At 74.3% G+C, this 22,256-nt stretch carries 28 protein-coding genes and 1 tRNA gene; 10 read left to right on the top strand and 19 right to left on the bottom strand.

All coding sequences use genetic code 11. The features are described from left to right. Position 1: 1 nt before the first annotated feature. On the bottom strand, positions 2-937 hold the full coding sequence (locus AMIR_RS05175) for an alpha/beta hydrolase (RefSeq protein WP_222840711.1): 936 nt from the start codon (positions 935-937) through the stop codon (positions 2-4). A gap of 240 nt (positions 938-1,177) precedes the next feature. On the opposite strand from AMIR_RS05175, the gene AMIR_RS05170 reads away from it, so the two are divergent. Beyond that, positions 1,178-1,792: a TetR/AcrR family transcriptional regulator gene (locus AMIR_RS05170; protein ID WP_012783648.1), complete on the top strand. Its 615-nt coding sequence runs from the start codon at positions 1,178-1,180 to the stop codon at positions 1,790-1,792. A gap of 53 nt (positions 1,793-1,845) precedes the next feature. Here the strand turns inward: AMIR_RS05170 and AMIR_RS05165 are convergent, their stop codons facing one another. After that, positions 1,846-2,067, bottom strand: a complete 222-nt coding sequence (locus AMIR_RS05165) for a DUF3618 domain-containing protein (protein ID WP_012783647.1) — start codon at positions 2,065-2,067, stop codon at positions 1,846-1,848. 187 nt (positions 2,068-2,254) lie between these two features. Between AMIR_RS05165 and AMIR_RS05160 the strand changes: the two genes are divergently transcribed. Next, positions 2,255-2,327 (top strand) — tRNA-Leu (locus AMIR_RS05160). Positions 2,328-2,461: 134 nt separating this feature from the next. On the opposite strand, the gene AMIR_RS05155 is transcribed toward AMIR_RS05160, so the two are convergent. Beyond that, a complete protein-coding gene (locus AMIR_RS05155) occupies positions 2,462-3,430 on the bottom strand; it encodes a CobW family GTP-binding protein (protein WP_012783646.1) in 969 nt (322 codons plus the stop codon). Positions 3,431-3,542: 112 nt separating this feature from the next. Here AMIR_RS05155 and AMIR_RS36745 point away from each other — a divergent pair, with 112 nt between their 5' ends. Further along, a complete protein-coding gene (locus AMIR_RS36745; RefSeq protein WP_245554585.1) occupies positions 3,543-4,514 on the top strand; it encodes a DedA family protein in 972 nt (323 codons plus the stop codon). Between the two features lie 199 nt (positions 4,515-4,713). On the opposite strand, the gene AMIR_RS05145 is transcribed toward AMIR_RS36745, so the two are convergent. Next, complete coding sequence (locus AMIR_RS05145; protein ID WP_012783644.1) at positions 4,714-5,772, bottom strand: NAD(P)-binding domain-containing protein; 1,059 nt, start codon at positions 5,770-5,772, stop codon at positions 4,714-4,716. A 111-nt stretch (positions 5,773-5,883) separates the two neighbouring features. Here AMIR_RS05145 and AMIR_RS05140 point away from each other — a divergent pair, with 111 nt between their 5' ends. The 4 genes from AMIR_RS05140 to AMIR_RS05125 all read left to right on the top strand — a co-directional run bounded on the left by AMIR_RS05140 (position 5,884) and on the right by AMIR_RS05125 (position 9,228). After that, positions 5,884-6,906 carry an LLM class flavin-dependent oxidoreductase gene (locus AMIR_RS05140; protein ID WP_012783643.1) on the top strand — a complete coding sequence of 341 codons (1,023 nt, stop codon included), beginning with the start codon at positions 5,884-5,886 and terminating at the stop codon, positions 6,904-6,906. A 284-nt stretch (positions 6,907-7,190) separates the two neighbouring features. After that, positions 7,191-7,718 (top strand): hypothetical protein, encoded by a 528-nt coding sequence (locus AMIR_RS05135; protein WP_012783642.1) that lies wholly within the window; start codon positions 7,191-7,193, stop codon positions 7,716-7,718. A gap of 21 nt (positions 7,719-7,739) precedes the next feature. Beyond that, complete coding sequence (gene bcp, locus AMIR_RS05130) at positions 7,740-8,213, top strand: thioredoxin-dependent thiol peroxidase (RefSeq protein ID WP_012783641.1); 474 nt, start codon at positions 7,740-7,742, stop codon at positions 8,211-8,213. A 31-nt stretch (positions 8,214-8,244) separates the two neighbouring features. Next, a complete protein-coding gene (locus AMIR_RS05125; protein WP_012783640.1) occupies positions 8,245-9,228 on the top strand; it encodes a hypothetical protein in 984 nt (327 codons plus the stop codon). On the opposite strand, the gene rdgB is transcribed toward AMIR_RS05125, so the two are convergent. After that, a complete protein-coding gene (gene rdgB / locus AMIR_RS05120; protein WP_012783639.1) occupies positions 9,213-9,809 on the bottom strand; it encodes an RdgB/HAM1 family non-canonical purine NTP pyrophosphatase in 597 nt (198 codons plus the stop codon). The two genes, AMIR_RS05125 and rdgB, sit on opposite strands and share 16 nt — an antisense overlap. After that, the gene (gene rph, locus AMIR_RS05115; RefSeq protein ID WP_012783638.1) at positions 9,806-10,570 is read right to left on the bottom strand and encodes a ribonuclease PH; all 765 of its coding nucleotides are present in this window, start codon (positions 10,568-10,570) and stop codon (positions 9,806-9,808) included. The genes rdgB and rph overlap by 4 nt, the downstream gene beginning before the upstream one ends. Before the next feature lie 53 nt (positions 10,571-10,623). Here rph and AMIR_RS05110 point away from each other — a divergent pair, with 53 nt between their 5' ends. After that, positions 10,624-11,160 (top strand): DUF2231 domain-containing protein, encoded by a 537-nt coding sequence (locus AMIR_RS05110; RefSeq protein ID WP_012783637.1) that lies wholly within the window; start codon positions 10,624-10,626, stop codon positions 11,158-11,160. A 75-nt stretch (positions 11,161-11,235) separates the two neighbouring features. On the opposite strand, the gene AMIR_RS05105 is transcribed toward AMIR_RS05110, so the two are convergent. From AMIR_RS05105 to AMIR_RS05085, 5 genes are read right to left on the bottom strand one after another with little or no spacing between them, the layout of a single operon-like run. Next, on the bottom strand, positions 11,236-11,664 hold the full coding sequence (locus AMIR_RS05105; RefSeq protein ID WP_012783636.1) for an OsmC family protein: 429 nt from the start codon (positions 11,662-11,664) through the stop codon (positions 11,236-11,238). A 56-nt stretch (positions 11,665-11,720) separates the two neighbouring features. Then, the gene (locus AMIR_RS05100; RefSeq protein WP_012783635.1) at positions 11,721-12,224 is read right to left on the bottom strand and encodes a hemerythrin domain-containing protein; all 504 of its coding nucleotides are present in this window, start codon (positions 12,222-12,224) and stop codon (positions 11,721-11,723) included. Then, the gene (locus AMIR_RS05095) at positions 12,214-13,026 is read right to left on the bottom strand and encodes an MBL fold metallo-hydrolase (protein ID WP_012783634.1); all 813 of its coding nucleotides are present in this window, start codon (positions 13,024-13,026) and stop codon (positions 12,214-12,216) included. The genes AMIR_RS05100 and AMIR_RS05095 overlap by 11 nt, the downstream gene beginning before the upstream one ends. 17 nt (positions 13,027-13,043) lie before the next feature. After that, positions 13,044-13,838 (bottom strand): glutamate racemase, encoded by a 795-nt coding sequence (gene murI / locus AMIR_RS05090; protein WP_012783633.1) that lies wholly within the window; start codon positions 13,836-13,838, stop codon positions 13,044-13,046. Further along, positions 13,835-14,470, bottom strand: a complete 636-nt coding sequence (locus AMIR_RS05085) for a rhomboid family intramembrane serine protease (RefSeq protein ID WP_012783632.1) — start codon at positions 14,468-14,470, stop codon at positions 13,835-13,837. Before AMIR_RS05085 ends, murI begins: the two co-directional genes overlap by 4 nt. 215 nt (positions 14,471-14,685) lie before the next feature. On the opposite strand from AMIR_RS05085, the gene AMIR_RS05080 reads away from it, so the two are divergent. Next, entirely contained in the window at positions 14,686-15,522 is an 837-nt protein-coding gene (locus AMIR_RS05080) for an SMP-30/gluconolactonase/LRE family protein (protein ID WP_012783631.1), read from the top strand. A gap of 40 nt (positions 15,523-15,562) precedes the next feature. Here the strand turns inward: AMIR_RS05080 and AMIR_RS05075 are convergent, their stop codons facing one another. From AMIR_RS05075 to clpS, 8 genes are all read right to left on the bottom strand, one after another. Then, complete coding sequence (locus AMIR_RS05075; RefSeq protein ID WP_012783630.1) at positions 15,563-16,333, bottom strand: MBL fold metallo-hydrolase; 771 nt, start codon at positions 16,331-16,333, stop codon at positions 15,563-15,565. 603 nt (positions 16,334-16,936) lie between these two features. Continuing rightward, positions 16,937-17,887: a PLP-dependent cysteine synthase family protein gene (locus AMIR_RS05070; RefSeq protein ID WP_012783629.1), complete on the bottom strand. Its 951-nt coding sequence runs from the start codon at positions 17,885-17,887 to the stop codon at positions 16,937-16,939. Between the two features lie 7 nt (positions 17,888-17,894). Then, on the bottom strand, positions 17,895-18,167 hold the full coding sequence (locus AMIR_RS05065; RefSeq protein WP_012783628.1) for a MoaD/ThiS family protein: 273 nt from the start codon (positions 18,165-18,167) through the stop codon (positions 17,895-17,897). A gap of 62 nt (positions 18,168-18,229) precedes the next feature. Then, on the bottom strand, positions 18,230-18,685 hold the full coding sequence (locus tag AMIR_RS05060) for a M67 family metallopeptidase (protein ID WP_012783627.1): 456 nt from the start codon (positions 18,683-18,685) through the stop codon (positions 18,230-18,232). A 9-nt stretch (positions 18,686-18,694) separates the two neighbouring features. Beyond that, positions 18,695-19,264 carry a DUF2231 domain-containing protein gene (locus tag AMIR_RS05055; protein WP_012783626.1) on the bottom strand — a complete coding sequence of 190 codons (570 nt, stop codon included), beginning with the start codon at positions 19,262-19,264 and terminating at the stop codon, positions 18,695-18,697. 161 nt (positions 19,265-19,425) lie between these two features. Further along, entirely contained in the window at positions 19,426-20,040 is a 615-nt protein-coding gene (locus AMIR_RS05050; RefSeq protein WP_012783625.1) for a peptidase S58, read from the bottom strand. Further along, positions 20,037-20,594 (bottom strand): DUF2017 domain-containing protein, encoded by a 558-nt coding sequence (locus AMIR_RS05045; protein WP_012783624.1) that lies wholly within the window; start codon positions 20,592-20,594, stop codon positions 20,037-20,039. The genes AMIR_RS05050 and AMIR_RS05045 overlap by 4 nt, the downstream gene beginning before the upstream one ends. Further along, positions 20,591-20,890 carry an ATP-dependent Clp protease adapter ClpS gene (clpS, locus tag AMIR_RS05040; protein WP_012783623.1) on the bottom strand — a complete coding sequence of 100 codons (300 nt, stop codon included), beginning with the start codon at positions 20,888-20,890 and terminating at the stop codon, positions 20,591-20,593. The genes AMIR_RS05045 and clpS overlap by 4 nt, the downstream gene beginning before the upstream one ends. An 88-nt stretch (positions 20,891-20,978) precedes the next feature. Between clpS and AMIR_RS05035 the strand changes: the two genes are divergently transcribed. Next, the gene (locus tag AMIR_RS05035) at positions 20,979-22,256 is read left to right on the top strand and encodes a nicotinate phosphoribosyltransferase (protein WP_041836587.1); all 1,278 of its coding nucleotides are present in this window, start codon (positions 20,979-20,981) and stop codon (positions 22,254-22,256) included.

Raw genomic sequence — 22,256 nt, 5'->3', positions numbered from 1 at the left:
GTCAGCCGGGCAGGGCGGCGGTCAGGATCGGGAGGGCGTTCTCCAGGGCGCGGTCCCAGTACGGCCAGGTGTGGGTGCCCGGTCCGTACAGGTCGGCGGTGACCTGCGCGCCCGCCTCGGTGAGCCGGGCCGTCGTGGCGAGGTTCTCGGCCCACAGCTCGGCCTCCAGGGCGTCGACGACCTCGTTGCCCGGCGAGTCGAGCGGGCCGGGGGCGCCGTCGCCGCAGGACAGGTAGACCGGGACGCCGCGCAGGGCGTCGGCGAGGTCGTGCGGGTTGTGGGCGGCCCAGTCGGCGTCGGCGGGCCAGAGCGCGGCCGGGTCGAGGTCGGCCTGGGTGACGATGCGGCGGACGAGCGCGCGGGAGTCGTCGGTGCCGGTGGTGTGGACGACGCCGCTGAACGAGGCGGCGGCGCGGAAGAAACCGGGGTGGCGGGCGGTGTAGGAGAGCGCGCCGAAGCCGCCCATGGAGTAGCCGGCGACGACCCGGTCCCCGCCGGCGCGGTAGTCGCGCTCCAGGGCCTCGCGCAGCTCGACCAGGTGGAACGTCTCCCAGGCCGGGCCCTCGGCCCAGTCGGTGTAGAAGCCGGCCAGTCCGCCCTCGGGCATGGCGACGATGACGTCGAGGTCGCGGGTGAGCCGGTCGGCCTGGCCGGGCGAGGTCCAGCCGAGGTGGGAGCCGCAGCAGCCGCTCAGCAGGTAGAGGACCGGCCAGCGGCGGTCGGGCTGGGCGGCCCAGCCGTCGGGGAGCAGCAGGCGGACCTGGGCGTCGCGGCCGAGCGCGGTGGAGGGCAGGACGAGGTCCACGACCCGGCCGGACGGGTCGGCGGTGGCGCTCGTGGTGGTGCTCGTGGTGCCGGTGGGGCCGGTGGGTGCGCTCGGTCCCGCGGTCGTGCAGGCGGCGAGCAGCAAGATCAAGAACAGGGTGAGGGCGCGCACCACCCGAGGATGCCCCCGAACCGGGCAGCGCGGTAACCCCGAACGGACCAGGAGGGGGTGCTTCCGGTGATCGGCCGAACCGGAATCGCTTCGGTCGGAGTTCAACACCGGGCCCCTGGAGCGATAAGCCGGGTGACGGCGCGAATCGTGACCCGAGCACCCCTCACGACCTGGGTGATCTGGGGATTCCGCTCCGCTGGGCACGCCTAGGATGTCCGGCCAAAGGCGACGGGAGCAGGGATGGCTACACCGGTGTACAGCGGGGCGACGCGGACTCCGCAGCGGGGCAGACCCAGGGACGCCAGCCGCGACGAGGCGCTGCGGCGAGCGGCGCTGGAGGTCATGGCGGAGGTCGGCTACCGGGCGCTGACGATGGACGCGGTGGCGGCGCGGGCGCGCGCCGGGAAGGCCACGATCTACCGGCGCTGGGAGTCGAAGCTCGACCTGGTCATCGACACCTGCGCGCAGCTGGCGAGCCAGAACCTGGCGCAGCCGGACACCGGGTCGCTGGAGGGGGACCTGAGGGAGTCGCTGCGCTCGTTCGCGGCGTTCCTGTCCGGGCCGATCGGCAAGGCGGCGCAGGCGCTGGTGGGCGAGCTGCCGCACGAGCCGGAGCTGGCGGTGGCGTTCCGGGAGACGTTCCTGATCGCGCAGCGCGAGGTGCTGCGGCAGGTGCTGGACCGGGCGCACGGGCGCGGCGAGCTGCGCGAGGGGGCGCCGAGGTCGATGGCCGTCGAGCTGGCGGGCGCCGCGCTGACGTACCGGCTGATGCTCACCGGCGAACCGCTGGACGAGGCGTTCGTGGAGCGCGTGGTGGAGCAGGTGCTACTGCCCCTCGTGGCCAAGGGGCAGTAGCACCGGCGGGACGGGGCGACGGCGGGCGCGGTTGCCCCGGCCGAGCGCCCGGATCAGCGGAAGAGCTTGCGCAGCAAGGCGAAGCCCACCACCGCGCCCACCGCGATGAGCGCGTACCGGACGCGGGGGTCGTCGAGCTTCGCCTGCACGCCGGCCTTGCCCGCCTCCACGAAGCGCTGGGGGTTGGCCCTGGTGCCGAGCTCGTCCAGGGTCGCCGCCAGCGCGTCGCGTGCTTGCTCGATCTCGCGCTGGATGGCGTCGGGGTCGCGTGCCACATCTCCTCCTCGCGGGCTTCAGGCGGTTAACCGTAGTTGACCTGGGACGGCGACGTGGAGCGGCCCGGCCGTGCCGGCGGGTGGCGTCGGGGGGCGGGCGGCGGTTCGGCGGGGGCCGGGACGGGCGCCGCCGGGTGGGCGGGCTGGTCGGGGGCGGGGGCGGGGCGGTCGATAGGGTGACGCGGCGGGGGTCGTAGCCCAACGGCAGAGGCAACGGCTTTAGGTGCCGTCCAGTGAGAGTTCGAATCTCTCCGACCCCACAACGGGAAGCGGGACCCCGCACTGCGGTGTGGGGTCCCGTTCGCGCAGGTGGGTGGGATTCAACGCCGAAGGGCCCCTCGATCGGGCAGGTCGGCGGAACCGCTCAGCTGCGGCGCACCCCCATCACCGCAGGTCACACCAGGTACCGCAGCACCTCCAGCATCGACTGCGGGTTCACCGACGACGGGTCCGGTTCCTCGCAGGCGCGCAACCGGGTGGTGATCGCGTCCGCGTCCAGGTCGACGCCGATCAGGACCAGCTCGGTGCGCGGTTCGCCCGGCCACGGGGTGCGGTCGAACCGCAGGTAGTCGCCGACCACCTGCAGCTCGAACCGCTGGTCGTGGCCCGGCGCGGCGAACCACGCGTGGCCCTTCGCGCGGTACAGGCCCGCCGGGCGGTCGGACAGGAACGCCATCAGGCGGAGCGGGTTCAGCGGGCGCTCGGCGGTGAACTCGACGGCGCCCCACGCGTGGTGCGCGTGACCCGCGTGGTCGTCCTCGCCCAGCTCCGCGACCAGGTCGTCCAGGGTCAGCTGCCCGTACCGCTGCCTGGGCCTGGGGTCGAACAGCAGCGCCGGGTCGACCCGCCCGCGCTCGGCCGCGACCACCGCGACCCCCGGCTTGCGCTCGCGCAGCGCCGCGACCAGCGCCCCGTGATCGGCCACCCGGTCGACCTTGTTCAGCACCACCAGGTCCGCGACCCGCAGGTCCGGCTCGTCCGGGAACTCGGCCGCGTCGACCACGAGCACCAGCCCGCCGTACGCGATCCCCGGCTGCTCGCTGGCCAGCACCATCCGCACCACGCTCTGCGGCTCGGCCAGCCCGCTGGCCTCCACGACGATCACGTCGACCCGCCCGACGAGCTTGCCCAGCATCTCGTCCAGCCCGCTCACGTCGACCGCGCAGCACAGGCACCCCCCGTCGAGGGAGACCGTCGAGTCGACCTGCCCCGCGACGGCCATCGCGTCGATGCCGATGCTGCCGAAGTCGTTCACGACGACCCCGACCCTCGTGCCCCGCGCGCCGGTCAGGAGGTGGTTGAGCAGTGTGGTCTTGCCCGCGCCGAGGAACCCTGCGACCACGAGCACCGGCGTCCGCTTCACGGGGAGGGATTGTGCCCGGACCGCTACCCAGCGTCGATTCGCCCCACCTAGGGCGTTATGCGCGTTTCGCGCCGGATATCCTTCACCTGATTGGAGGTGCGGGGAGTTGTCAGTGATCGACTCGATCGTCGACTGGACCACCGGTCTGATGGAGACCCTGGGTGCGCCCGGTGCGGGTTTGGCGATCGCGCTGGAGAACCTGTTCCCCCCGCTGCCGAGCGAGGTGTTCCTGCCGCTGGCGGGCTTCACGGCCAGCCGGGGCGGGATGAGCCTGTTCGCCGCGATCCTGTGGACGACCATCGGATCGGTGGTGGGCGCGCTCGCGCTCTACTGGGTGGGCGCGGCTCTCGGGCGCGAGCGGGTGCGCCGGATCGTCGAGAAGATGCCGCTGGTCGACGTCGCGGACGTGGACAAGACCGAGCAGTGGTTCGTCAAGCACGGTTCGGCGACGGTGTTCTTCGGGCGCATGATCCCGATCTTCCGGAGCCTGATCTCCATCCCGGCCGGGGTGGAGCGGATGCCGCTGGTCAAGTTCGCGCTGCTCACCACGGCGGGCAGCGCGATCTGGAACTCGGTGCTGATCCTGGCGGGCTTCTTCCTGGGTGAGCAGTGGCACCTGGTGGAGACCTACGCGGGCGTGCTGTCGAAGGTGGTCGTGGTCCTGGTCCTGGTGGGCCTGGTCGCCTTCGTGGTGTGGAAGCTGCGCAAGCGGCGCGCGGACGCCGCGTCGGGCGGGAGCGCCGGGCCCGGCGGGGACGAGGGCGACTCGGAGCGCACCGCGCGCATCGAGCCGACCGACCCCGCGGGACCGGGCGCGGGCGGACTCGGCGCGGGCGGACGCGGCACGACCGGGCCGGGAGCCTCGGACCGGACCGCTCCGGTGCAGGCGGGGCGGGTCCCGGTGCGGCCGGGTCAGCCGCACCACGGGCACCCGCAGTCGGGCCCCGGACACCACGGCCCCGGCCACGGCGGTCCCGGTCACGGCGGTCCGGGGCACCCCGGTCCCGGTCACCAGGACGCGACGGAGCAGTTCCGGACCGTGGACGCGGACCGCACGCAGCAGTTCCGCCCGATGGACCGCTAGCGACCCGCGCAGCGGGCACGACGACCAGGCGAACGCCCGGCCGGGGACCTCCCCGACCGGGCGTTCGCGCTCCCGGCCCCCACTCCCCCGGACGCCGCGTTCCCACCCCCCGTGCGGCCCGCACGCGAACGCGCGCCACGCGCCGACGCGATCCACCCCGCCCGCACCCCCGCCGCGCGTCACGACCGCCTCAGCCCCCTCAGGCGGGCACCCGCGCCGCCAGCAGGTCCTTGATCCGCTTCACCGCCGCCCGCCCCGCGCGCGTGGCCCCGACCGTGCTGGCCGACGGCCCGTACCCGACCAGGTGCACGCGCGGGTCCGCCACGACCCCGGTCCCGTCCAGCCGCACTCCCCCGCCGGGCCCGCGCAGCCGCAGCGGGGCGAGGTGGTCCAGCGCCGCGCGGTAGCCGGTCGCCCACAGGATCGCGTCGGCCCGCTGGAACCGCCCGTCCGGCCACACCACGCCGTCCTCGGTGATCCGCTCGAACGCGGGTTCGCGCCGCAGCACCCCGCTGTCCACGGCCGCCCGCACGGCCTCGTTCAGCACCAGCCCGGTGACGCTGACGACGCTGCGCGGCGGCAGCCCCTCGCGCACCCGCTCCTCCACCAGCGCCACCGCCGCCCGCCCCACCTCGGGCGTGAACGGCTCGCTCCGGAACACCGGCTCGCGCCGGGTGACCCACGTGGTGGTGGCGTGCTCGGCGATCTCCAGCAGCTGCTGCACCGCCGACGTCCCGCCGCCGACCACGACCACGTGCCGCCCGGCGAACTCCTCGGGCCCCGCGTACTGGGCGCTGTGCAGCTGACGTCCCCGGAACAGCTCCTGACCGGGGTAGCGCGGCCAGAACGGGTGCGTCCACGTGCCGGTCGCGCTGATCAGCGCCCTGGTGGTCCACTCCCCCCGGTCGGTCGCCACGACCAGCAGCCCGTCCCGGTCGCGCACCGCCGACACCCGGACCGGGCGCAGCACCTCCACGCCGTTGCGGCGCTCGAAGTCGGCGAAGTACGCGGGCAGCGCCTCGCGGGCCGGGACGTCCGGCGGCGGCGGGTCGAACGGGGTCCCCGGCAGGTCGTGGATGCCGTGCACGGTGGCCATGCGCAGCGTCGGCCAGCGGTGCCGCCACGCGCCGCCGGGGCCGTCCTCGGCGTCCAGCACCACGTGGCGCAGCCCGGAGCGGCGCAGCGCGTGCGCGCTCGCCAACCCGGCCTGACCCGCGCCGATCACGACGACGTCCAGGACCCCCGCCGCGCTGTCCACACCAGGGCTCTCCACACCCCGGTCAACGCCGCCACCACCCCGGCCCATCGTGAGCGCTCGATCACACCCGTCCGCGGAAGCCCTGGCGGGTCCCGCGCGTTGGGACAGGGCATGAGCCGTCTCAGCGAGGTGCCGCTGTCCGTCCTCGAACTCGCGCCGGTCACCACGCGCACCGACGCCAGGACCGCGCTGCGCGAGACGACGGAGCTGGCCCAGCACGTCGAGCGGCTCGGCTACACCCGCTTCTGGCTGGCCGAGCACCACAACATGCCCGGCATCGCCAGCTCGTCCCCGCCGGTCCTGATCGGCCACGTCGCCTCGGCCACCGAGCGCATCCGGGTCGGCTCGGGCGGCGTGATGCTGCCCAACCACGCCCCGCTGGTGGTCGCCGAGCAGTTCGGCACCCTGGCCGCGCTGCACCCGGACCGCATCGACCTGGGCATCGGCCGCGCCCCCGGCACCGACCAGCGCACCGCGCGGGCGCTGCGCCGCACCGAGGGCCCGCTGTCGGTGGACGACTTCCCGCAGCAGCTGGGCGAGCTGGTGGGCTACTTCGACGGCACCGAGGAGCTGAACGCGGTCCCCGCCAAGGGCTACCGCCCGCCGCTGTGGCTGCTGGGCTCCAGCGGCTACAGCGCGCAGGTCGCGGGCGTGCTCGGGCTGCCGTTCGCGTTCGCCCACCACTTCAGCGCGCAGAACACGCTGCCCGCGCTGGAGCTGTACCGGCGGCGGTTCCGCCCGTCCGAGGCGCTGTCCGAGCCGCACGCGATGGTGTGCGTCTCGGTGATCGCCGCCGACACCGACGAGCAGGCCCGCTGGATCGCCGGTCCCGGCGCCCTGTCGTTCGCGCGGCTGCGCTCGGGCAAGCCCGGCCCGCTGGCCACGCCGCAGGAGGCCGCCGACTACCCGTACGACGAGCTGGAGCGGTTCGTCTTCGAGGAGCGGATGTCCTCGCAGGTCATCGGCTCGCAGGAGACGGTGCGGGAAGAACTCGAACGGCTGCTGGAGAGCACTCGGGCGGACGAGCTGATGGTGACGACGATGGTCGCGGACCAGGCGGACCGCCTCAGGTCCTTCGAGCTGGTCGCCGAACTTCGTTCGTCCGAACGAGTGAAGACTGACGTAGAGGTGTAGCGGAGGGCCTACTGAGCGCGATGATGTGAGTGAGCGCGCACGCCCCCCGACGCGCTCCCTAACTTCCGGGTGGCTCGGCCACCCGATCCGGCCGCCGCCGGGTCCCGCGCGGACGCTCCAGCGAGCTGAGGCGTCCGCGCGGGCCGCGGCGCGTCATCACGGGTTGGCCACAGGCCTGCACCAGGTCCGAATCAAGCGCCCTTTCAGCTCCCCCGCACCCCGTCCGGCCCGTCATGGTGGTGGCAGTCGCAGCAAGCCCACCGCCGGGGCGGGAAGGGGAGTTCGTGAAGTTCGCCGGACTGGCCGCCTGCGCGTGCCTGGCTCTGGCTCTCGTCGGGTGCGGTACCGAACCCGAGGTCAGCACCGCGCCACAGGCACCCGCGCAAGCAGCGGCCACCGAAAGCCAGGGCGCCGCGGCGGAATCGCCGTTCGGCACCGAGCGGGTGTGGTCCAACGGCCTGTCCATCACAGTGTCCGAACCCAAGTCGCTCAGGCCGAGCGAGACCTCCTACCCGCCGTCCGCGCGGACGGCGGTGTTCACGCTGACCGTGTCGAACGGCAGCACGTCGAGCTACCGCACCAACCAGCTGGCGGTCCGCGCGCATCAGGGCGGTGAGCCGATAGCCGAGGTCATGGACTCCGTGCAGGGCCTCAACGGCATGGCCTCGGCCATGGCCGAGGTGCCGCCGGGCAGCGAGGCGGTCGTCACGCTGGCCTACGCGGTGCCGTCCCAGCCGGTGCGCGTCCGGCTGGTCGTCGAGCCGAACGGCGCGGACCAGGAGCCCGTGGCGACGTTCGGGGGTAAGGCCTGAGGGCTCGATAAGCTCACCCCCATGACGGACAACCGCCTGGCGCCGGGCGACGAGGCCCCCGCGTTCACCCTGCCGGACAGCTCCGGGAAGCCCGTGTCGCTCTCGGACTACCTCGGCAGGAGCGTGGTGGTGTACTTCTACCCCGCCGCGGGCACGCCGGGGTGCACGAAGCAGGCCTGCGACTTCCGCGACAGCACCGGCGCTCTCGCGGAGTCCGGGTACGAGGTCGTCGGCGTGTCGCCGGACAAGCCGGAGAAGCTGGCGAGGTTCGCCGAGGCCGAGGGCCTGACCTTCCCGCTGCTGTCGGACGAGGACAAGACCGTCCTGACGGCGTGGGGGGCGTTCGGCGAGAAGAAGAACTACGGGCGCGTGGTGCAGGGCGTGATCCGCTCGACGTTCCTGGTCGGGCCGGACGGGAAGGTCGTGAAGGCGATGTACAACGTCCGGGCGACCGGGCACGTCGCCAAGCTGCTGCGCGAGCTGCCCGCCTCCTGAGGCGGGCACGGGATTCGAGGGGACTGCCAGGGTGTCGCGGCCTTCGCCGGAAGAGTTGCTGGAGCTGTCGGAGGAGGCCGCCGCCGCGGTGGTCGAGGAGGTCGCGCGCGGCGGGGGCGTCGGGGACCTGCCGTGGCTCGCCGGGTGCGCGCGTGACGGGCGGCAGCGGGTGCAGGAGGCGCTCGTCGACGGGTGGCGGTGGCACGAGCCGCGCGGTTACGCCGAGGCGGTGCTGGCCGGCGCGCCGCTGGTCGACGGGGCGATCACGGTCGTCGACCCGGCGCAGATCCCGCACCTCGAGGCGCTGCGCCACCTCAGCGGGGTGAGCGTGGTGATCGGGGCCGGGGCTCAGCCGCTGGCCTTGCTGGCCGACGTGCCGCACCTGACGTGGGTCACGCTCAAGGTCGACGGCGAGGTGTCGCTGGCGCCGCTGGCCGCGCACCCCCGGCTGGAGGCCGTGGAGCTGGAGGGGGCGGACGGGTACGCCGACCTCGACCGGCTCGGGGAGCTGCCGGGGCTCGCCTACCTGCACCTGGGGCTCGCGCCCGGCCGCACGTGGAAGTCGCTGGACTTCCTGGCCCACTGCCCGAACGTCGAGTCGCTGCGCCTGTCGGGCCTGGACGACGCCACCGACCGCTCGGCGCTCGGCGGCCTGGAGCGCCTGGTGGACCTGGGGTTCTTCGAGCACCCCATCGGCGGGTTCGAGGGCTGGCCGACCAGCGAGAGCGCCGCGTCCCTGTACTTCGCGCTGTCCGGCGAGCTGGACCTCGACGGCATCGCGGACTTCGCGCCCAACACCGGGCGCGTCGGCCTCTACAACACCCGCGTCGCCGACCTCGAACCGCTGCTCGACCTGGAGTGGCTGGCCGAGCTGGCGATCTACGACGAGACCGACCCGCTCGACCTCACCCCGCTCACCGGGGCGTCGCTGCGGCTGACCCTGTTCCGGTCCGCCGGGCACGTCGGCGTCGACGGACTCGGACCGGGCGTGGAGCTGCGCTACCTGGACGACTGACCCCTCAGGTGCGGCAGGAGCAGCCGCAGCGCCTTGCCCCGGTGGGACAGGGCGTCCTTCTCCTCCGCCGACAGCTCGGCCGACGTCACCTCGAGGCCATCCGGCCGGAAGATCGGGTCGTAGCCGAAGCCGTTGGCGCCGCGCGCCTCGCGGATGATCGCGCCGCGCCACTCGCCGCGCACCACCACCTCCGAGCCGTCCGCCGCGACGTACGCGACCGCGCTGACGAACGCCGCGCCGCGCCGCTCGTCCGGCACGTCCCGCAGCTGGCCGAGGACCAGCTCCAGGTTCGCCGCGTCGTCGCCGTGCGCGCCCGCCCAGCGGGCCGACAGCACGCCCGGCATCCCGTTGAGCGCGTCGACCGCGATGCCCGAGTCGTCCGCCACGGCGGGCAGCCCGGTCGCGGCGTGCGCGTCGCGGGCCTTGGCCAGCGCGTTGCCCTCGAACGTGGGGGCGGTCTCCGGGGCCTCGGGAAACTCCGGCACGTCGTCCAGCCCGAGCACCTCGATGCCCTCGGCGGCGACGATCCTCTTCAGCTCCCGCAGCTTCTTGGCGTTGCGGGAGGCGAGCAGCAGCTTCACTTCTTCCTCTGCTTCGGCTCGGGGAGCACGCCGGGGTACGGCTGCGCCAGCGCCTCGGTCTGCAGCCGGTTCAGCTCAGCGCAGCCCTGCAGGGCCAGGTCCAGCATCCGGTCCAGGGTGCTGCGGGCGAACGTGGCGCCCTCGCCGGTGCCCTGCACCTCGACCAGGGTGCCCGCGTCGGTCGCGACGACGTTCATGTCGACCTCGGCCCGCGAGTCCTCCTCGTAGGGCAGGTCGAGCCGCACGCGGCCGTCGACCACGCCGACCGACACGGCGGAGATCGCGCACGAGAGCGGCTGCGGGTCGGCGAGCCTGCCCGCCGCCCCCAGCCAGGTCACGGCGTCGGCCAGCGCCACGTAGGCGCCGGTGATGGCGGCGGTGCGGGTGCCGCCGTCGGCCTGGATGACGTCGCAGTCGATCACGATGGTGTTCTCGCCCAGCGCGGCCAGGTCGATGCAGGCGCGCAAAGACCGCCCGATCAGGCGACTGATCTCGTGGGTGCGACCACCGACCCGGCCCTTGATGGACTCGCGGTCACCACGCGTGTGAGTGGCGGACGGCAGCATCGCGTACTCGGCGGTCACCCAGCCGAGGCCCGAACCGGAGCGCCACCTCGGCACGCCCTCGGTGACGCTCGCGGCGCACAGCACGCGGGTGTTGCCGAACTCGATCAGCACCGATCCCGCAGGCCACTGCTGGAAGCCGCGTGTGATCCTGATGTCACGCAGCACGTCATCGTTCCTGCCATCGGTCCTCAGCACAGCCCTACCCTAGGCCGCTGAGGCCGGGAGCAGCCCACCGGCGTAGGAGAGTCATGGAACCCACAGGCGAGTTGTTCACCGTGTTCGGGCTCCCGGCCCACCCGCTGGTGGTGCACGCGGTGGTCGTCCTGCTCCCGCTGGCCGCGGTGGCCGCGATCGCCGCCGCGCTGGTGCCGCGCTGGCGGCAGCGCTACAGCGCGCCGCTGCTCGGCGTGACCCTGCTCGGGGTGCTGGCGGTGCCGGTGGCGGCGAAGACCGGCGAGCAGCTGGAGCACCGGATCTCGCAGCGGTTCGAGAACCCGCTGATCACCGAGCACGCCGACATGGGCGACACGCTGCTGCCGTTCGCGCTGGGCTTCGGGGTGGCGGTGGTGCTGCTGCTGGTGGCGGGCAGGCTCGCCGACCGGGAGCGCGCCGCCTCGGCGGAGCAGGCCGGGCGCGACGCGGGCGCGGGCGTGCCGAAGACCTGGCGGCGGGTGTCGGTGGTGGTGGCGGTGCTGGTGATCGCGACCGGCGCGGCGGCGACCGCGCAGGTGGTGCGGATCGGCCACAGCGGCTCCACGGCCGTGTACGACGGCGTGGGGAACTAAGGGCCGTGCGGCTGCGGCTCGGGCGCTGAGGTTCAAGGCGCAGGGGCTCAGGCGCAGGGGTTCAGGCGCTGGGGCTCAGGCGCTGGGGCCGTGCGGCTGGGGCTCGGGCAGGGCCAGCGGCGCGGGGACCGGGAGCTTGAGCGTCCTGGTGACCGTGCACAACCCCTCGACGGCCCGCCGGACGGCGACGGCCAGCGCCTCGCGCTGCGCCCCGTCCAGCGCGGACAGGTCGTAGTCCAGCGCGACCGGCACCTCGGCCAGCTCGTGCCCGCCCTCGGCCCTGACCTCCTCGGCGCGCGCCGACAGGTCCCCGACCCGGCGCACCACCAGGTTCTCGGCGGTCACCGCCGCGCACCCGGCCGCGGCGGCCAGCAGCAGCTCGACGGGGCTGAACACCCCGTCCTGCCCGGCCCGCCCCAACCGCACGGCCGCGCCGCGCTCGTTGCGCGCCTCGAAGACGTGCTCCCCGACCCTGGTCACCTCGACACCGGACACGCCCGGCACGCTAGCCGGTCACCGGTCCGGCCGGCCGCCGGGCCGCCCCGGTCCCGCGCGGCGGACTAGTCGATCCGCTCCTCGGTGGCGGCGGCGACGCGCCGCACGCTCTCCACGTCCCCGCACCCGCTGTCCAGCTTCTCCTGCCGCACCCGCAGGAACAGCCGCCCCAGCTCCTCGCGCCGGTCGTCGGCCACCCGCGACCTGGTGTCGTTGAGGATGGTCCGCTCCTCCTCGTCGACGTGGTGCGTCATCGCCTCGACCAGCTCCTCCAGCTTGTCCTCCCACGCCTGCGACGAGGTGTCCCCGACCTCCAGCAGCGCGAGCAGCGCCTGGTGCCCCTCGGCGTGCTCCTCGGCGCCGTGGTCGACCTCCTCGTTGTCGATGCGCTTGTACCGCTTGAGCGCCGGGTAGACCTCGGCCTCCTCGGCCTCGGCGTGCGCGACGAGCAGCGCGGACAGCTCGCCCTGCAGGGCGGCGCGGTCGTTGGTGCGGTCGCGGAGCGCGCGGAACAGCTCCTCGAACCTGCGGTGGTCGGCCAGGATGAGCTCTACGACGTCAGTTGCCACGGCCACCTACTACCCGTGCCGCCGGTCCGGCAACCTCGTGGACCCCACCCGCGCGGGCCAGCGTCACCGGACCGGAGTACTCGGCGCGCGCCTCGGCCAGCACCTCGGCCGGGTCGGTCCACGGGGCGAGGTGGGTGAGCACCAGCTCCCCGACGCCCGCCTCGTGCGCGAGCCGACCCGCCTGGGCCCCGGACAGGTGCTCGCCGAGGGGCCGGTCGGGGTGGTCGGTCCAGGTGGCCTCGGCGAGCAGCAGGTCGACGCCGGACGCCAGGTCGGCGAGCGCGGCGCACGGCCCGCTGTCCCCCGTGTAGGCGATCGCCGCGCCGTCCGCCTCCAGCCGGAAGCCGTGCGCCTCGCAGGAGTGCTCGACCGGCCGGGAGCGCACCCGGAACGGCCCCACCTCGAAGGACCCGGCGTCCAGGACGTGGAAGTCGAACACGTCGGACAGGTCCGTGGTCGCCAGTTCCTCGGCGCTCTCCGCGTACGCGCGGGCGAGCCGGTCGGCGACCTCGCTCGGCCCGTGCACCGGGAGCTTGCGCTGGTAGGCGTCGTACGGCGGGTGTATGTGGTAGCGCCGCATGACGGCCAGGGTGGTGAAGTCGGCGCAGTGGTCGGGGTGCAGGTGCGACAGCAGGAGCGCGCCGAGGTCGAACGGGTCGCACTCGCGCGCCTGCATCGCGGCGAGCACCCCGCTGCCCAGGTCGAGGGCGACGGCGCACCCCCCGGACTCGACCAGGTAGCCGGACGACGGGGACTCGGGGCCGGGGAGGCTGCCGGAGCAGCCGAGCACGGTCAGCAGCACGCCTGGAGCCTGGCAGGTCAGCCGTACGCGTGGAAGGAGGCGTGCGCCAACTGCGGCAGGAACCTGCGGGCGAGCCGTTCGAAGGTCTCGACCGAGCCGGTGGAGGTGAACCGCTGGTCGGGCTCGCCCTCGCGGAACTGGTCGCGCTCGGTCAGCACCCGCACCACGTCCTTGACCGTCTCCTCCGCGCTGGAGACCAGGGTGACGCCGTCGCCCATGACGAGCTGGACGACGCCGGTGAGCAGCGGGTAGTGCGTGCAGCCGAGGACGAGCGTGTCGACGTCGGCGCGCTGCAGCGGCTCCAGGTAGGCCTGGGCGATGCCGAGGACCTGGCGGCCGGAGGTGGTGCCGCGCTCCACGAAGTCCACGAACCGGGGGCAGGCGACGGCGGTGACCTGGACGTCGCGCGCGGCGGCGAAGGTGTCCTGGTAGGCGCCGGAGGTGATGGTGCTCTGGGTGCCGATGACGCCGACCCGGCCGCTGCGGGTGGTGGCGACGGCGCGGCGCACGGCGGGCAGCACGACCTCGACCACGGGCACGTCGTAGCGCTCGCGCGCGTCGCGCAGGCACGCGGCGGACGCGGTGTTGCACGCGATCACGAGCATCTTGACGCCGTCCGCGACGAGCTTGTCGGCGAGGTCGAGCGCGTGCTTGCGCACCTGGGCGATCGGCAGCGGGCCGTAGGGGCCGTTGGCGGTGTCGCCCACGTAGCGGATGCGTTCGGCGGGGAGCTGGTCCATGATCGCTCGCGCGACGGTCAGCCCGCCCACACCGGAGTCGAAGATCCCGATCGGCGCGTCGGCGGAAGTCACGTTACGACATTAGCCCGCTTGCGCTCGGCCTTGGCGTCCTGCGCCACGCCCCAGGCGGCCAGCACGCCGCCGACCGCGCCGAACAGGTGACCCTCCCAGGAGATCCCCGGCTGGCCGGGCAGCACGCCCCACAGCACCGCGCCGTAGACCGCGAACACCGCGATCGCGACCACGATCTGCCACGCGCTGCGCACGAAGACGCCGCGCACCAGCAGGAACGTGAGGTAGCCGAAGATCAGCCCGGACGCGCCCAGGTGCACGCCGACCGAGCCGAACACCCACACCCCCAGGCCGCTGGCGAGCCAGATGACGGCGGTGACCTGGAAGAACTGCCTGACCCCGCCCGAGGACGCCAGGAAGGCGAGCACGAGCAGCGGCAGCGAGTTCGCGATCAGGTGGTCCCAGCCCGCGTGCAGCACCGGGGCCCAGAGCAGGTTGTCCCACTCGGACCACACGCGCGGCCGGACGCCGTTGGCGTCGAGCGCGCCCAGGAGGACCGTGTCGATGCCCTCGATGACGTAGAGGGCGCCGGTGAACAGCAGCACGACCACCGCCGACAGCAGCGGCTTCGGCGGGATGACGCGGTGGGAGAGCGGGCGGGGAGCGCGGGAGGACGGGGCAGCGGGGTCCACGACGTCGAGGCTACCTGCGGGTTCGGGCGCACCGGCCGGTTTTGTCGACGTCCGGCCCCGGCGACGGGCCGCACCGGCGGGCGGCGCGGTCCGCCCCGCCCATCAGCCCCGCCCATCAGCCCCGGTCACCGCACGGGCGCGGTCACCGGCCGCGGTGCGCGCGTCCCGCTCGGGCGCAGGGGTGCGACCGGACGCCTTGCCCTTAGGGTGGCCCGGTGCTGACCGATGTCGCCGTGCGCTCCGGGGCCACCTGGGGCGCCAGCCCCACCTGGGACCCCGTTAGTTCGACGCTCGTCTGGGTGGACGTCCCGGCCTGCGGGGTTCACCGCCACTCCCCCGCCAGCGGGGACGACGCGGTGCTGGTGATACCGCAGCCGGTGGGGGCCGCCAAGCCGCGCACGCGCGGTGGCCTGGTGCTGAACCTGCGCGACGGCGTGGCGCTGATCGACCCGAACGAGACCAAGACGTGGCTGGTGTACTGGGCGCGCGACGGGGTGTCCGCCGGTGGGGCCGAGGTGGACCCGATGGGGCGGATCTGGGCCGGGACGACCCGGTACGGCAACGAAGCCGCCGACGGCTGGTTGGCGCGGGTGGACGCGAACGGCGACGCGGCCGTGGTGCGCAAGGACCTCGGGCCCGGCGGCGGGCTCGCGTGGAGCCCGGACGGGCAGCTGCTCTACCACTGCGCCGACGGCCGGATCGACGTGATGGCCTTCGACCGCGCCACGGGCGGGGTCAGCGGGCTGCGCACCCTCGTGGAGGTGGAGCGGGGGCTGCCGGACGGGTTGTGCGTGGACGCGGACGGCTGCCTGTGGGTGGCGCTGCGGGAGGGCGGCGCGGTGCGGCGCTACACGCCGGACGGGGTGCTGGACCGGGAGCTGGAGCTGCCGGTCGAGCGACCGACCGGGTGCTGCTTCGGCGGGCCGGACCTGACGGACCTGTACGTGACCTCGGCGCGGGAGGGCGCCCACGGCGGCGGTGAGCTGGCCGGGGCGGTGCTGGTGGTGCCGGGCGCCGGGACCGGGCTGATGTCGCGGGCGTTCGCGGGCTGAGGAGCGGGGTCGCGCGCGGCCCCGCCCCCCGGAGCGGGAGCTAGACCTCGTACACCGCGTCCGGCCGGGCGAGCTCGACGGGGCCCGCGAACTCGGCCACCGCGTCGGCCAGCACGCCCTGCTCGTCCGACCAGGGCAGCACGTGGGTGAGCAGCAGCCTGCCCACCCCGGCCTCGGCGGCCACCGAGGCGGCCTCCTTGCCGCTCATGTGCAGGTGGTCGGCGCGCCCCGCCTGCTCGCGCCAGGCCGCGTCGGCCAGCAGCAGGTCGGCGCCCCTGGCCAGCTCGACCAGCTCCCCGCACTGCACGGTGTCGCCGCTGAACACCAGCGACCGGCCGCCGTGGGTGAGCCGGAACGCGTACGCCTCGCAGATGTGCCGCATCCTGGCCACCTCGACCTCCACCGGGCCGATCCGGTGCCGACCGGCCGCCAGCGGGGTGAAGTCGAACAGCTCGTCCAGGCGCAGCCGCTCCAGGTCGGCCCGGCTCGCGGCGTGCGCGGCGGCCAGGCGCTCGGGGGCGTGGCCGGGGGCCAGCACGGATAACCGGCGCGACGAGGGGTCGTACGGCGGCTCGGGGTGGTGGCGGCGGTAGGTGGCCAGCGCGCTGAAGTCCGCGCAGTGGTCCAGGTGCAGGTGCGAGAGCAGCACGGCGTCCAGGTCGAACGGGTCGCAGCGGCGCAGCAGCCCGCTGAACACGCCGCTGCCCAGGTCCAGGACCACCCGCGCGCCACCGGCCTCGACCAGGTAGCCGGACGTCGGCGTGCCGGGGCCGGGGACGCTCCCCGCACAGCCCAGCACGCTCAGCCGCATGGCGGCACGATAGCACCGGCAAAGGGGCCGGAATTACTTTTCCACACTTCTCGGGCGAGCCCTCCGGGTGAATCCGTTGAATTGCGGTCACGGTTTTCATGAAACTGGCCCGCACTTCTCATGAAATCCCCTCCAGGAGTTCTGCCACCCCGCCGAGCGCCCTCGTCGGTGTGACCGTCGTCGTGGGCCCGCGCGCCGTTAGCCCCCGCCCGCAGCGACCCCCGCAGCGGCGCCGCGCCCTCCGGGTGGCGCCAGGTCGTCCGGGCAGGCGCGCGCGGGGGTGGCGGCGTGCGCGGGTTGCGGTTCACGGTCCCCCCGTCCGGGCTCGGCGACGCCGGTGCTCCACCCAGCGGTACGCCCCTGGGGCCGGGGCCGTCCAGTCACATCGCCCGTTCGCCTGCGGCAGGCACCCGCTGTGCGGAACCGACCGTGCACGCTGCGGAACGGCGTGCGCGGAACGGATGACGTGGAATGGCGGGGGTGGCGTCGTGAGGGGGCGCCGGAACGGGCAGCCGGGGATGCGCGGAGTCGCCGAGAAGAGGACTCGGACGGGGGCGGGGAAAGCCGGGGCCGCCCGCGCGCGGGGCGCGGGCGGCCGGGGGCTCAGGCCCAGAGGTGCCCGTCGAGGCGTTCGGCGGCCTCGTCCAGGGTGCCCGCGTAGGCGCCGGTCGACAGGTACTTCCACCCGGCGTCGGCCACCACGAACGCGATGTCCGCGCGCTCGCCGCGCTTGACCGCCTTCTCGGCGGCGGCGAGGGCGGCGTGCAGGATCGCGCCGGTCGAGATGCCCGCGAAGATGCCCTCCACCTCCAGCAGCTGCCGGGTGCGGCGCAGCGCGTCGTAGGAGCCGACCGAGTAGCGGCCGGTCAGCACCGCGGCGTCGTACAGCTCGGGCACGAACCCCTCGTCGAGGTTGCGCAGCCCGTAGACCAGCTCGCCGTAGCGCGGCTCGGCGGCGATGACCTGCGCGTCGGGCTTGTGCTCGCGCAGGTAGCGGCCGACGCCGACGAGCGTGCCCGTGGTGCCCAGGCCCGCCACGAAGTGGGTGAGCGTGGGCAGGTCGGCCAGCAACTCGGGGCCGGTGCCCCGGTAGTGCGCGTCGGCGTTGGCCGGGTTGCCGTACTGGTAGAGCATCACCCAGTCCGGGTGGTCCTTGGCCAGCTCCTTCGCGCGGGCGACGGCCTGGTTCGAGCCGCCCGCCGCCGGGGAGAACACGATCCGCGCGCCGTAGGCCTGGAGCAGCTGCTTGCGCTCGGTCGAGGTGTTCTCCGGCATCACGCACACCAGCCCGTAGCCCTTGAGCTTGGCGGCGGCGGCGAGCGCGATGCCGGTGTTGCCGGAGGTCGGCTCCAGGATGGTGCAGCCGGGGGTGAGGACCCCGTCCCGCTCGGCCCGCTCGATCATGGCCAGCGCGGGCCGGTCCTTGATCGAACCGGTCGGGTTGCGGTCCTCCAGCTTGGCCCACAGCCGGACCTCCGGCGTGGGCGACAGCCGGGGCAGCCCCACCAGGGGCGTGCCGCCGACCGCGTCCAGCAGCGACTCGTAGCGCGCCACGGCCGGATCAGCCGCCCGCGACGGCCGGGAGGATCGTGACGTTGTCGCCGTCCTTGACCTCGGCTCCCAGGCCGCCGGAGAAGCGGACGTCCTCGTCGTTGACGTAGACGTTGACGAACCGGTGCAGCGCGCCCTCCTTCACCAGGCGGGCCTTGATGCCGCCGTGGTTGCCCTCCAGGTCGTCGATGACCTCGGCGAGCGTGGCGCCCTCCGCCTCGACGGACTTCTGCCCGCCGGTGTGCGTGCGCAGGATGGTGGGGATGGAGACGGTGACGGCCATGCTTGCTTTCCTCCGTGGGACGACGCGAACCGGGCGGGGTGGTGCGGCTGCGGGGACCGGTGTCAGGTCCGGTCGGGCGCGACGTCCGCGCCGGTGGTCTGGGGCGCGTAGGAGTCGACGACCTCCACGGGCTCCTCGGTGATCACGCCGTCGACGATCCGGTACGAGCGCAGCTCGTGGCGCTCCGGGTCGCGGGTGGACACCAGCACGTAGTGGGCGTCGGGCTCGTGGGCGTAGGAGACGTCGGTCCGCGACGGGTACGCCTCGGTGGCGGTGTGCGAGTGGTAGATGACCACCGGCACCTCGTCCGCGCGCTCCATCTCCCGGTGCACGCGCAGCTGCTCGGCCGCGTCGAACCGGTAGAACGTCGGGGAGCGCTCGGCGTTCTCCATCGGGACGAACCGCTCGGGGCGGTCGGAGCCCTCGGGGCCCGCGAGCATCCCGCACGCCTCGTCCGGGTGGTCGCGACGGGCGTGCGCGACCACCTCGTCGACCAGGTCACGGCGAATCACCAGCACGCGTCCATCCTACGGGGCGGCGGTGGACGTCCCGACCTGTGAGAACTCCCAGCCCCCGGCCTCGCGCCCGACGCCCGCTCCCTGCGCGTAGGTGAGGTGGCCGCCCAGGTAGCCGCCGACGCCGATCAGGGTCAGGCCGATCAGCGAGACGCCTCGGGCGACCACGCCGAACCCGTGGCCGCGCAGCCGGAACGAGGTGAGGTAGCAGAGCGTGGCGCCCCCGTTGAAGGCCAGGTGCGCGACGGCGGCGCGGCGCTGGTCCTTCTCCAGGGAGGTGAACTCGGCCAGCCCACTGGCCACGGCGACCGGGGTGGACGCCAGGCCGATGCCGATCAGCGCGCGGGAGGCCTTGGACTCGCCGGGCGCGAGGTCGAGCACCGAGGAGGCGGCGTACATGCCGATGGGCAGCATGACCGCGATGGGGTGCAGCGGGTGGCCGAGGAACTTGCCGCGCAGCACGTTGGTGACGCGGTGGTCGCGCAGCTGCGGCGGGATGAACTCGGCGATGGCGGCGGCGGCGCGGTCGAGCGCCTCGCTGCGCTCGACGCGGCGGGTGAACTTGCGCAGTAGCGGCAACATGCGGGCGGGGTACCCGGCGGCGGCGGGCTCGAACTCACGGGCACCCGAAGCGGGGGCTGACGGCGGCAGCAGCGGTCGGGCGGCAGCGGTCGGGCGGCACCCGGTCAGGCAGCAGCGGTCGGGCAGCAGCGGTCAGGCGGCACCCGGTCGGGCGGCAGCGGTCAGAGCGCTGCGGCGCGCAGTCGGGCGGTGGCGTCGACGCACAGCGCGTCGAGCGGGGTCCCGGTGTCCTCGCCGGTGGCGACCGCGATCACCGCCGAGGGCAGTTCCAGCCCCGCGCGCACCAGCCCGTCGCGCGCGGACGCGGCGACCCGGCCGCACCCGGCCTTGTCGAGCGCCGCGCGCACCAGCAGCAGGGCGGCCACCCGGCGGTCGGGCGTCCCGACCGGACCGGTCAGCGCCAGCGCGTCCCCGGTCCACGGCCCGGCCGCCTCGCAGGCCGCGCGGCCCGAGGCCGGGTCCCCCGGCCCGGAGCCGACCGCGAGGGCGGGGACGATCGGCACGACCTCGTGCTCGCCCGCGCCGACCCGGAACCCCCGGCCGCGCTCGGCCAGCCACGCCAGCACGCCCTCCTCGGCGCCGAGCCCGGCCGGGGACAGCACCACCGCGTGCACCCGCCCGACCAGCGCGCCCGGCGCCAGCAGGTCCAGCTCGCGGGTGCCGACGGGCGCGCCGCGCACGTCCGCCCCCGCCACCAGACCGCCCTCCGGGGCCAGCAGCACGACCGCGCCGCCGGACCGGCCCAGCAGCGGCGGGCCCGGCACGGGCCGCGTCACCCCATGACCGCCTCGACCAGCGTCTCCTGCACCCAGGTCAACCAGTGGTAGACCCCGAGGTGCGGGGAGCGCGGGTCGTCCTCGGGCAGCTCGTCCGGCATGTCCTCCTGCACGTCCAGCGCCGTGCCCAGGGCGAGCCGCACGTCGTTGAGCGCCGACAGCCACGCCTCCGCCTCCGCGGGCCCGAGCCGCACGTCGCCGCCCTCCGGCGGGCACGTGTCCAGCACGACGGCGGCCACCCCGGTCTTGGCGTCCAGGAGCGCGGGCTCGTGCAGCGAGCGCAGCGCCGCCGCCGAGTCCTCGTCGCCCGCCTCGTGCTCGTCCAGGTCCAGCCGGTGGAAGTCCGGCAGGAGCCTGCCCAGGATCAGGTCGTCGGGCGGCGTGGACGGCCCGGTGCGGATGCCGGTCAGCTCGGACAGCTCGTCCTGCGGCGCCTCCTCGGCGCGCGCCAGCAGCATGTCCTGGATCTGGCTCACCAGACCGCGCACGACCGCGGCCTCCTGGCGGTCCAGGTGGCACACCACCTGCTCGCCGGAGCGGTGCCAGCGGTTCACGACGACCGCTGCATGGTCGCCCACAGACCGGCGGCGTGCAGTTTCGCCACGTCGGCCTCCATCTTGTCCTTGGCGCCGGAGGACACGACCGCCCGGCCCTTGTGGTGCACGTCCATCATCAGCTTGGTCGCGTGGTCCTTGCTGTAGCCGAAGACCTTCTGGAACACGTACGTCACGTAGGACATCAGGTTCACCGGGTCGTTCCAGACGAGCGTCATCCAGGGGCTGTCGGCCGACGCCCCCTCCTCCGCGACCGGCTCTGCCTGCGTCCGCTCCTGCTCGACGGGCGTGGTCATACCGCCAATGGTGTCATGTTCGCGAGGGTGGTGGAGCCCATAGGGCCGGGTAATGCGCGTTCGCCGAGGCCGCGCCTACGCTCTGGACATGTCGTCCACGGCGCTGTTCACCGACCACTACGAGTTGACGATGCTGGCAGCGGCGCTGCGCGACGGCACCGCCGACCGGCCGTGCGTCTTCGAGGTCTTCGCCCGCAGGCTCCCCGAGGGCCGCCGCTACGGCGTGGTCGCGGGCACCGGCAGGCTGCTGGACGCCATCACGTCCTTCCGCTTCGGCCCGGCCGAGCTGGAGCTGCTGGAGCGCACCGGCGTGGTGGACGACGCGACGCTCGCGTGGTTGAACGACTACGAGTTCACCGGCGACGTCGACGGCTACCCCGAGGGCGAGCTGTACTTCCCCGGCTCCCCGGTGCTGACCGTGACCGCGCCGTTCGGCGTGGGCGTGGTGCTGGAGACGCTGGCCCTGTCGATCCTGAACCACGACAGCGCGGTCGCCTCGGCCGCCGCGCGCATGGTGGGCGCCGCCAACGGCCGCCGCATGATCGAGATGGGCTCGCGCCGCACGCACGAGGAGGCGGCGGTCGCGTCCGCGCGCGCCGCGTACCTGGCGGGCTTCACCGCGACGTCCAACCTGGAGGCCGGGCGCCGGTACGGCATCCCCACCACGGGCACCTGCGCGCACGCGTTCACGCTGCTGCACGACGACGAGGAAGCCGCGTTCCGCAGCCAGGTCGACGCGCTGGGCGCGGGCACCACGCTGCTGGTCGACACCTACGACATCACCAACGGCATCGAGACCGCCGTGCGCGTGGCGGGCCAGGGGCTGGGCGCGGTGCGCATCGACTCCGGCGACCTGGGCGTGCTGGCCAGGCAGGCGCGCGACCAGCTCGACGGGCTGGGCGCGAAGTCGACCCGGATCGTGGTGTCCGGCGACCTGGACGAGTACTCGATCGCGGCGCTGCGGGCCGAGCCGGTGGACGCGTACGGCGTGGGCACCTCGCTGGTGACCGGCTCGGGCGCGCCCACGGCGGGCATGGTCTACAAGCTGGTCGAGGTGGACGGCCGCCCGGTCGCCAAGCGCAGCTCCCACAAGGAGTCGCGCGGCGGGCGCAAGGGCGCGCTGCGCAGGCACAAGGAGACCGGCACCGCGCTGGAGGAGGTCGTCCACGGCCCCGGCGCGCAGCCTGAGTCCCAGGAGCACGACCGGCCGCTGCAGGTCGCGCTGGCGCGCGGCGGCGAGCTGGTGGAGGGCGTCAACTCCCTGGAGCGCAGCCGGGAGCGACTGCGCGCGGCGCTGGTGAGCGTGCCGTGGGAGGGGCTGAAGCTGTCGAAGGGCGATCCGGCGATCCCGACGACTTTCCTGTGA

The sequence above is a fragment of the Actinosynnema mirum DSM 43827 genome, assembly GCF_000023245.1.
Lineage (GTDB): Bacteria > Actinomycetota > Actinomycetes > Mycobacteriales > Pseudonocardiaceae > Actinosynnema > Actinosynnema mirum.
This window is presented reverse-complemented; position numbering and strand designations above follow the sequence as displayed.

Excerpts from the sequence above, each read along its gene's own strand:
- bcp (WP_012783641.1), top strand. The coding sequence starts at position 7,740 with ATGACGGACAACCGCCTGGCGCCGGGCGACGAGGCCCCCGCGTTCACC.
- AMIR_RS05110 (WP_012783637.1), top strand. The coding sequence starts at position 10,624 with ATGGAACCCACAGGCGAGTTGTTCACCGTGTTCGGGCTCCCGGCCCAC.
- AMIR_RS05065 (WP_012783628.1), bottom strand. The coding sequence starts at position 18,167 with ATGGCCGTCACCGTCTCCATCCCCACCATCCTGCGCACGCACACCGGC.
- AMIR_RS05055 (WP_012783626.1), bottom strand. The coding sequence starts at position 19,264 with ATGTTGCCGCTACTGCGCAAGTTCACCCGCCGCGTCGAGCGCAGCGAG.
- AMIR_RS05075 (WP_012783630.1), bottom strand. The coding sequence starts at position 16,333 with ATGCGGCTGAGCGTGCTGGGCTGTGCGGGGAGCGTCCCCGGCCCCGGC.
- clpS (WP_012783623.1), bottom strand. The coding sequence starts at position 20,890 with ATGACCACGCCCGTCGAGCAGGAGCGGACGCAGGCAGAGCCGGTCGCG.
- AMIR_RS05170 (WP_012783648.1), top strand. The coding sequence starts at position 1,178 with ATGGCTACACCGGTGTACAGCGGGGCGACGCGGACTCCGCAGCGGGGC.
- AMIR_RS05140 (WP_012783643.1), top strand. The coding sequence starts at position 5,884 with ATGAGCCGTCTCAGCGAGGTGCCGCTGTCCGTCCTCGAACTCGCGCCG.
- AMIR_RS05035 (WP_041836587.1), top strand. The coding sequence starts at position 20,979 with ATGTCGTCCACGGCGCTGTTCACCGACCACTACGAGTTGACGATGCTG.